Source organism: Elstera litoralis (assembly GCF_000963705.1).
GTDB lineage: Bacteria > Pseudomonadota > Alphaproteobacteria > Elsterales > Elsteraceae > Elstera > Elstera litoralis.
Map to the genome: position 1 here is coordinate 1 of NZ_LAJY01000272.1, position 7,423 is coordinate 7,423.

Genomic DNA, 7,423 nt, shown 5'->3' on the forward strand with positions numbered 1-7,423 from the left:
ACGGGCCTACACGCCCAAAGCGGCCTTTGTTCTCAGGCAATAAAAAAGCCTTACAAACCAACGGTTGAATGGACGTTTTAAAATGGTGCTGCCGAAGAGGATTGAACTCTTGACCTCTCCCTTACCAAGGGAGTGCTCTACCACTGAGCTACGGCAGCATCGCCATATTGCGCCAAGATGCGCGGCATCGGTTGGCGTGGGCGGCTATTTAGCGGATGGGGTGGGGCTTGGCAAGAGCCAAAAAGCGGGGCTAGTGTGCGGCAGGCCGAAGGGTTTCGGTCTTTCGCCCCATCGCCGCTTCCTTCTATTGAGTGCGTTATGAGCAAAGCCCCTTCCCCAACAACTCCCGAAACCCAAGCGGCGCAGCAGGCGCGGGCCGAGCGGCAGGCGGCGGCGTTGCGGGCCAACCTCAAGCGGCGCAAGCAGCAGAAGCGCGGGCGGGATGACGCGGCGGACGAGGCTTTCGGCCCGGATACAATCCCCGACGCAACCCCCTCCGGCACCGCAGGATAAGCGCTTCGGCTTGATGCGCCCCCGCGCGTGCGATAGAAGCCAGAGGCTCAAGAGTTTGCGGTGAAGGACGGAACGGGACAATGGCGATACTGTCGGACAAATGGATCCGCAAAATGGCGTTGGAAAAGGAGATGATCTCCCCCTTCGTCGAGCGGCAAGCGCGCGACGGCGTTATTTCCTACGGCCTCTCGTCCTACGGGTACGATGCGCGGGTGAAGAATGATTTCAAGATCTTCACCAATGTCGATGCCGCCATCGTCGATCCGAAGAATTTCGACAGCAAGAGCTTTGTCGATCGGCAAACCGACGTGTGCATCATCCCGCCGAATAGTTTCGCCCTGGCGCGGACGGTGGAATATTTCAAAATCCCGCGCGACGTGCTGGTGATCTGCCTCGGCAAATCCACTTATGCCCGCTGCGGGATTATCGTCAATGTAACGCCCTTGGAGCCGGAGTGGGAGGGGGAGGTGACGATTGAAATTTCCAACACCACGCCGCTGCCCGCCAAGATTTATGCCCATGAAGGCATTTGCCAGTTTTTGTTTTTCCAGGGCAATGAGCCGTGCGAAGTTTCCTACGCGGATCGCGCCGGGAAATATATGAGCCAGCGCGGCGTAACCCTGCCGCGCCTTTAAAGCCGCAAAGTGAAGGAAGTTCCCGGTGGATAAGATCAGAGTGCGCGGCGGCAACGTCCTGAAAGGCACCATCGATATTAGCGGCGCGAAGAATGCCGCCCTGCCGTTGATGACGGCGGCGCTGCTCAGCGATGAAACGCTGACGCTCTCCAACGTGCCGCATCTTGCCGATATTTCGACGCTGCTGTCGTTGCTGGCACAGCACGGCGTTGAGGTGTCGATGGATGGTAATGCTTCCGGCGGCCATACGGGCCGGGTGATGAAGCTGACCGCCAAAACCATCACCAGCACCACCGCGCCCTACGATATCGTCCGCAAGATGCGCGCGAGCTTCCTCGTCATGGGGCCGCTGGTGGCGCGCTGCGGCCTCGCCCGCGTCTCCCAGCCCGGCGGCTGCGCGATTGGCGGGCGGCCCATCGATTTGCACCTGAAGGGCCTCCAGGCACTCGGGGCGGAAATCGAGCTTTCCGAAGGTTATGTGGAAGCCCGCGCGCCGAAGGGGCTCGTTGGCGGGCGTTTCGTCTTCCCGGTGGTGTCGGTCGGCGCGTCGGAAAATCTGCTGATGGCGGCCTGTCTCGCCAAGGGCGAAACCGAGTTGGTGAATGTGGCGCGCGAGCCGGAAGTGGTCGATCTCGGCCATTGCCTGATCGCCATGGGCGCGAAGATCGAAGGGCTCGGCACCGATACCGTGCGCATTCAGGGCGTCGACCGGCTGCACGCCGCCCAGCATCAGATTGTCGCCGACCGGATCGAAGCGGGCACCTATGCCATTGCAGCGGCGATTACCGGCGGGGATATTCTGCTGCGCCATGCCCATATCGATCATCTGCCGGTCTTCGTTGATAAGCTGCGCGAAGCGGGCGTGACGATCACGGCGGAAGCCGAGGGGGTTCGCGTCGCCCGCACCGCCGCCCCGTTGATCGGCGTCGATGTGATGACCGAGCCGTTCCCCGGTTTCGCCACCGATCTGCAAGCCCAAACGATGGCCCTCATGACCGTGGCCAATGGCGCGGCGATGATGACCGAAACCATTTTCGAAAACCGCTTCATGCATGTGCCGGAACTGGCGCGCATGGGGGCGAATGTCACCATTCACGGCTCCTCCGCCCTCGTGCGCGGCGTCAAGCGCCTGACGGGCGCGCAGGTGATGGCGACCGATCTGCGCGCCTCGGTCAGCCTCGTGCTGGCGGGCCTCGCGGCGGAAGGCGAAACCATCGTTCACCGCGTCTATCATCTGGATCGCGGCTATGAGCGGCTCGAAGAGAAGCTGGCCGCCTGCGGGGCCGATGTGGAACGGGTGCGGGAGGCGGGATGAGCGCGCCCGGCCTGAAGCTGAAAGCCGTCGATTCGGCGGATCTCGAAATTCTCAGCGCCTGCTTGCAGGACGCGCTGCTGCCGGTGCTCGATTTGTATTACGATGGGGCGGCGCAGGAATTTCTGCTCGTCGCCAACCGTTTTCGTTGGGAAGCGCCCGCCGCTCAGGAGCGCACCCATATGGCGGTGCGCGTGCGCGGCGTCACCGGCGTACAGCGCAAGGGCTTCGATCTGAAGGACCAGGGCCGCTTTCTCGCGCTGCTGGCCCTCACCTACACGCCGACTGAAACCGGCGGGCTGCTGCATCTGCATTGCGCGGGCGACAGCGAAACCGGCCTGCGCCTCAGTGTGAAAAGCCTCGACCTTCTGGCCCAAGATTTCGGCGAGCCCTGGCCCAGCGCCTCGGTGCCGACCCACGGCGATAGCGGCAAAGGAGCCGTGTAAATGGACCAACGACCGCTTGTTCTCGCTCTGCCGAAGGGCCGGATTCTCGACGAGGTTATGCCGGTACTCGCCCGCATCGGCATCGAGCCGGAGCCCGATTTCGCCCGCGCTTCCTCGCGCAAGCTGCGCTTCACCACCAATATCCCCGACCTTGAGATTATCCGCGTGCGCAGTTTCGATGTGGCGACCTTCGTCGCCTTCGGCGCGGCGGAACTGGGGGTGGCCGGGTCGGACGTGCTGATGGAGTTCAACTATTCCGAACTCTATTCGCCGCTCGATTTGGGGATTGGCCGCTGTCATATCTCGGTGGCCGAACCCGCCGCCCTGGTGGAAGCCGATGCGCCGCAGCAGTGGAGCCACGTGCGGGTGGCGACAAAATATCCCGAAATCACCAAAGCTTATTTTGCCGCGCGCGGCGTGCAGGCCGAATGCGTTAAGCTGAATGGTGCCTTGGAACTCGCGCCCACGCTAGGGTTGTGCGAGCGGATTGTCGACCTCGTTTCCACGGGGGCTACCCTGCGCGCCAATGGGCTTGTGGAAGTGGCGCGGATTGCGGATGTTTCTTCTCGGTTGATCGTCAACCGCACGGCGCTGAAAACCCGTTCGGACGCGCTGACCGCCTGGATTGATCGTTTTGCGGAGGTAACCCGTGCCCGTGCGGCTTGATGCCCGAAGCCCCGATTTCGAGACCCGCTTTGCCGCGCTGCTGAACGACAAGCGCGAAACCTCGGTGGACGTCTCGACTGCCGTCGCGGCGATTCTGGCCGAGGTGCGGGCGCGCGGCGATACGGCGGTTGTCGAGTATACCAACCGCTTCGACCGGGTGAATGCGCCCAATCTCGCCGCGCTGAAAGTCACCGCTGCCGAAATCGACGCGGCGGAAGCCGCCTGTTCGCCGGACCTGCTGGCCGCGCTCGATGTGGCGGCGGCGCGGATCGCCGATTTCCACGCGCGCCAGTCACCGACCGACCTGCGCTATACCGATGCCTTGGGCGTCGAGCTTGGCATGCTGTGGCGGCCCGTGGCGGCTGCCGGGCTCTATGTGCCCGGCGGGCTCGCGTCCTACCCCTCCTCGGTGCTGATGAACGCGCTTCCCGCTAAAGTGGCGGGCGTGGAGCGCATCGTGATGGTGGTTCCCGCGCCCGATGGTGTGCTGAACCCGCTGGTGCTGGCGGCGGCGAAACGCGCGGGCGTAACGGAAATCTACAAGATCGGCGGGGCGCAGGCCGTGGCGGCGCTGGCCTATGGCACCGAAACCATTGCGCCGGTCGATAAAATCGTCGGCCCCGGCAATGCCTATGTGGCGGCGGCCAAGCGCGCCGTGTTCGGGCAAGTGGGGATCGATAGCATTGCCGGACCGTCCGAAATCCTAGTGGTGTCGGATGCTGACAGCCCGCCCGAGTGGATTGCGGCGGACCTCTTGAGCCAAGCCGAGCACGATAGCAGCGCCCAATCCATCCTGATTACCGACGATGCCGCCTTTGCCGATGCCGTGGCGGCCGCCGTCGAGAAACTTCTGGAAACCCTGCCGCGCCGGGAGATTGCCGCCGCAAGCTGGCAGGCGCATGGGGCGATTATTCTGGTGGAAAGCTTCGATGCGGCCCTGCCGATCATCGACTGCATCGCCGCCGAACATCTCGAACTCGCCGTCACCGATCCGCACGCGCTGGCGGCGAAAATCCGCAATGCCGGGGCGATTTTCCTCGGGCGGCACACGCCGGAAGCGATGGGCGATTATATCGCCGGGCCGAATCACGTGCTTCCCACCGCCCGCAGTGCGCGCTTCTCCTCTGGCCTCGGCGTGCTCGACTTCATGAAGCGCACCACGCTGGTCGGCTGTAGCCCCGCGTCGCTTCAGGCGCTTGGCCCCTCGGTGCTGGCGCTGGCCGAGGCCGAAGGCTTGCAGGCGCACGCGCTCTCAGTATCCATCCGCTTGCCGGAGGCCAGCCGATGAGTGAGGCGGACAATCGTCTGGTCGATGTCAAACTCGATGAAAAATCGGTTGTCCGCCGTAATCAGACGGTCGAACACGAGCGCGCCATCGCCCTCTTCGACCTGATGGAAGAAAACAGCTTCGCGCTGATCGGCCACCCCGGCCCCTATCACCTGCGCCTCGGCATCGAAGACAATCGCCTGATCCTCGACGTGCGCAGCCCCACCGAAGACGCGCTGGAGCGCGTGCAACTCCCCCTCGCCGGGTTCCGCTCGGTGGTGCGCGATTACTTCCAGATCTGCGACAGCTACTATACCGCCATCAAAACCCAAAGCCTCGCCCAAATCGAAGCCATCGATATGGGCCGTCGCGGCCTGCATAACGAAGGCTCCGAAATGCTGCGCGACCGCCTGCAAGAGAAAATCACCCTCGATCACAATACCGCCCGCCGCCTGTTCACGCTGATCTGCGTGCTGCATATTCGGGGGTAGGGCGGCGTGGGGGTGATGATTGTCAGGGACGCTGTCCCCGACACCCCTGACCAAGGGGCTTGCCCCTTGGTGATCCCAATTTCCTTTTCAGAAATTATTTTCGTTTTTCTGAGCAGGCTTCTTTTGATTACTGAAATGCGTTCCCCAAGGGCGCTGCCCTTGGGTGGGGGTTCGGGGGGCAGAGCCCCTGACCTTTGGCGCATAAGGCACCCGATGCAAGCAATCCTCAACGTCGCGCTGCCGGTTTTCGGCTTGATTTTGGCCGGATATATTGCGGCGAAGTTGAAGCTGCTGGGGGGCAGTTCCACGGAGGCGTTGAATAAGTTCGTTTATTACTTCGCGCTTCCGGCGATGCTGTTTCTGGTGATGTTCCGCGCGCCGTTGGAGCGGGTGGTAGACCGGGAGTTTTTGATTGCTTTCTGCGCGCCGCTGGGCGTGGTGTTCGTCATTACGGTCGTCTGGGGGCGGCTGGTGGGACGGCTGCGGCTGGCGGATTTATCGGTGCAGAGCCTCGCTTCTTGCTACGGCAATGTTGGCTATATGGGGGTGCCGTTGGTGTCGCTCGCCTATGGGCCGGAGGCGCTGCCCTATGCGATTGCCGCGACGATTCTGACTGGCTCGATCATGTTCGGCGCGGGGATTATGGGGGTCGAAGCCGATTTGCGCTCCGGCCAAGGCGCGCTGAAAACCTTCGTCGGCGTGCTGGGTACCGTGGCGCGCAATCCGCTGATCGTCGCGCCTGCGGCGGGCGCGGCCTGGGCACTCTCGGGCGTGCCCCTGTTCGGGCCGTTGAAGACCTTCGCCGAGCTCATGGGCGCCTCGGCCAGCCCCTGCGCGCTGTTTGCCTTGGGGATGTTCCTCGCCGCCCAACCGATCCGGGGGGAACTGTCGGAAGTCGCGTGGTTGACGGTGTTAAAACTCGCCGTCGCCCCCATCGCCACCTATGGGGTGCTGGTGATCCTGGGCGAAGAACACAGCCTCGTCGGCCGCGTCGCCCTGCTGCTCAACGCGCTCCCCACCGGCGCGGGGGCCTTCGTGCTGGCGCAGAAATATGATCGGCTGGTGGCGCAAACCTCGGCGACGATTCTGGTCTCAACGATCCTGTCGGTGCTGACGGTGAGTGCGTTGTTGGCGGTGGGGTAATATACATCTCAAAATTTGTCATTCGTTGCGGGAAACCCTTCAGCGAAGTAATCTAACTCAGGCGATTTCCAGCTACATGAGAGGGTCCAAGGTTGGCCGATAAAAGATATTCTGTCTTCATTAGTTCAACTTTTGAAGACTTGAAGGAAGAGCGGCAAGCGGTACAAGATTCGGTGATCCGTTCTGGAGATTTCCCAGTTCAGATGGAAACGTTCCCGGCAGCGGACGAAGATCAATTTGCATTTATACAATCCTTGATAGATAAATGTGATTATTATGTTTTAATAGTGGCGGGCCGTTATGGCTCCATAGATGATGACGGCATCAGCTACACTGAAAAGGAGTATCGCTATGCCATTACCCGCGATATTCCTGTACTTGCGTTGGTACATGGCGACCGAGGAAGTATCCCAGCAGGCAAAAGTGAAGCGTCCCAAGAAGGTAAAGTGCGGCTTGCGGCTTTTATCTCGGATATTGAAAAAAATAGATTGCGAAAAACTTGGACGTCATGTGAGCAATTGAAGCTAGCTGTTCGTGAGGCGTTGGACCATGCAAAAGCAACTAAGCCTGCTGTAGGTTGGGTTCGAGGAGATACCATTGCAAGTGTTAAAATTCTGGAGGAATTAAACGAGGTTCGTAAAGAAAATGTTAAATATCTTGAAACTATCGGAAGTTTTGATATAAATTTATCCCTGCCTCCGATTCCGTCTGCTGATGATGCGATTTGTGTAAATATTATTGGGATATCAAAAAAAATTGACAACAGAATAATGTATGGAAGTAACGCGAAGATTGAAACAACATGGATCTCGATGTTTCCTTTATATTATGAAAATATATCCTATATCATTAATAATTACGATGGCGAGTTTTCATATTCTATTTACCGAGATGACTCTGCTGTACAAATTGGATCTGCTATTGCTGACCAAGTTGCGGTTATTGACGCG

At 60.4% G+C, this 7,423-nt stretch carries 9 protein-coding genes and 1 tRNA gene; 9 read left to right on the forward strand and 1 reads right to left on the reverse strand.

Features of this window, described 5'->3' with window-relative positions:
- Nucleotides 1-83 precede the first annotated feature (83 nt).
- Nucleotides 84-158, reverse strand: a tRNA-Thr gene (locus VZ95_RS11085).
- Nucleotides 159-318: 160 nt separating this feature from the next.
- Here VZ95_RS11085 and VZ95_RS11090 point away from each other — a divergent pair.
- From VZ95_RS11090 to VZ95_RS23010, 9 genes are all read left to right on the forward strand, one after another.
- Nucleotides 319-513: a hypothetical protein gene (locus VZ95_RS11090; RefSeq protein WP_045775895.1), complete on the forward strand. Its 195-nt coding sequence runs from the start codon at nucleotides 319-321 to the stop codon at nucleotides 511-513.
- An 80-nt stretch (nucleotides 514-593) separates the two neighbouring features.
- A complete protein-coding gene (gene dcd / locus VZ95_RS11095; protein WP_045775896.1) occupies nucleotides 594-1,148 on the forward strand; it encodes a dCTP deaminase in 555 nt (184 codons plus the stop codon).
- A 25-nt stretch (nucleotides 1,149-1,173) separates the two neighbouring features.
- Entirely contained in the window at nucleotides 1,174-2,463 is a 1,290-nt protein-coding gene (gene murA / locus VZ95_RS11100) for a UDP-N-acetylglucosamine 1-carboxyvinyltransferase (protein ID WP_045775897.1), read from the forward strand.
- On the forward strand, nucleotides 2,460-2,906 hold the full coding sequence (locus VZ95_RS11105) for a DUF2948 family protein (RefSeq protein ID WP_045775898.1): 447 nt from the start codon (nucleotides 2,460-2,462) through the stop codon (nucleotides 2,904-2,906). Before murA ends, VZ95_RS11105 begins: the two co-directional genes overlap by 4 nt.
- Nucleotides 2,907-3,572, forward strand: a complete 666-nt coding sequence (gene hisG / locus VZ95_RS11110; RefSeq protein WP_045775899.1) for an ATP phosphoribosyltransferase — start codon at nucleotides 2,907-2,909, stop codon at nucleotides 3,570-3,572.
- A complete protein-coding gene (hisD, locus tag VZ95_RS11115) occupies nucleotides 3,556-4,860 on the forward strand; it encodes a histidinol dehydrogenase (protein WP_045775900.1) in 1,305 nt (434 codons plus the stop codon). Before hisG ends, hisD begins: the two co-directional genes overlap by 17 nt.
- A complete protein-coding gene (locus tag VZ95_RS11120) occupies nucleotides 4,857-5,330 on the forward strand; it encodes a UPF0262 family protein (protein ID WP_045775901.1) in 474 nt (157 codons plus the stop codon). Before hisD ends, VZ95_RS11120 begins: the two co-directional genes overlap by 4 nt.
- Nucleotides 5,331-5,543: 213 nt before the next feature.
- Nucleotides 5,544-6,473 carry an AEC family transporter gene (locus tag VZ95_RS11125; RefSeq protein WP_045775902.1) on the forward strand — a complete coding sequence of 310 codons (930 nt, stop codon included), beginning with the start codon at nucleotides 5,544-5,546 and terminating at the stop codon, nucleotides 6,471-6,473.
- Nucleotides 6,474-6,565: 92 nt separating this feature from the next.
- Nucleotides 6,566-7,423 (forward strand): DUF4062 domain-containing protein (locus VZ95_RS23010; RefSeq protein ID WP_084627733.1); only part of this gene is annotated, 858 nt, incomplete at its 3' end.

Excerpts from the sequence above, each read along its gene's own strand:
- VZ95_RS11090 (WP_045775895.1), top strand. The coding sequence starts at position 319 with ATGAGCAAAGCCCCTTCCCCAACAACTCCCGAAACCCAAGCGGCGCAG.
- dcd (WP_045775896.1), top strand. The coding sequence starts at position 594 with ATGGCGATACTGTCGGACAAATGGATCCGCAAAATGGCGTTGGAAAAG.
- VZ95_RS11105 (WP_045775898.1), top strand. The coding sequence starts at position 2,460 with ATGAGCGCGCCCGGCCTGAAGCTGAAAGCCGTCGATTCGGCGGATCTC.
- hisG (WP_045775899.1), top strand. The coding sequence starts at position 2,907 with ATGGACCAACGACCGCTTGTTCTCGCTCTGCCGAAGGGCCGGATTCTC.
- VZ95_RS11120 (WP_045775901.1), top strand. The coding sequence starts at position 4,857 with ATGAGTGAGGCGGACAATCGTCTGGTCGATGTCAAACTCGATGAAAAA.
- VZ95_RS11125 (WP_045775902.1), top strand. The coding sequence starts at position 5,544 with ATGCAAGCAATCCTCAACGTCGCGCTGCCGGTTTTCGGCTTGATTTTG.